The following is a 605-nucleotide window of genomic DNA, read 5'->3' on the forward strand; positions in this document are numbered from 1 at the left end:
GCGCACGGCATCGTAGCCGTCCAGTCGTTCCAGGCCAGTCACGATGAGATAGACGGGCAGATGAAGCCGCAGGTGCTCGGCCGCCTCGTCGATCAGCCGCCGCAAGCGCGGCGCAAGGGCTTCGATGGCCGACGCGCGGTCCAGCAGACTGCCCGCGGCGACGCACACCACGATGCCGTTGATCGGCAAGCGCTGGCGGTGCTCGGCGAAGCCCAGGAGCGCCCTGAACCACAGCCCGCGCTCATGGCGGTGCGTGGGCTCGCAGACGGCGGCCGGCCGCGCCTGGACCGCGATCATCGAGCGCATCGGATCGCGATGCGCCACGCTCAGCAGGCCGAGCACGTTGGCCGATGCATCGCCGATGAAGAGGAACAACGGAATGCGGTATTGCGCGCCGGACGCCGCGGGCTTTGCGTTCGTCACCGGTTCGAAGGTGCTTGCGAGCTCGCCGAACTCCGCGATGCGTCGACGCAGCAGGCGCCTGCGGGTGAAGCGGCGTCGGCCCAGCACGAACCACCACAGGATGGAGAACGCGAGCAGGCAGCCCGCCAGCGTGGGCCCGAGATGAGGGGGAAGCGGGGGCAGGCCATTCAATGGAAGGACTC

At 69.3% G+C, this 605-nt stretch carries 1 protein-coding gene; it reads right to left on the reverse strand.

Annotated features, from left to right (window positions below):
* A partial coding sequence (locus AC1DTN_RS38430) for a type VI secretion protein IcmF/TssM N-terminal domain-containing protein (protein ID WP_477925441.1) occupies positions 1–605 on the reverse strand: 605 nt, incomplete at both ends.

The sequence above is a fragment of the Rhizobium sp. 01T444 genome (assembly GCF_056398305.1).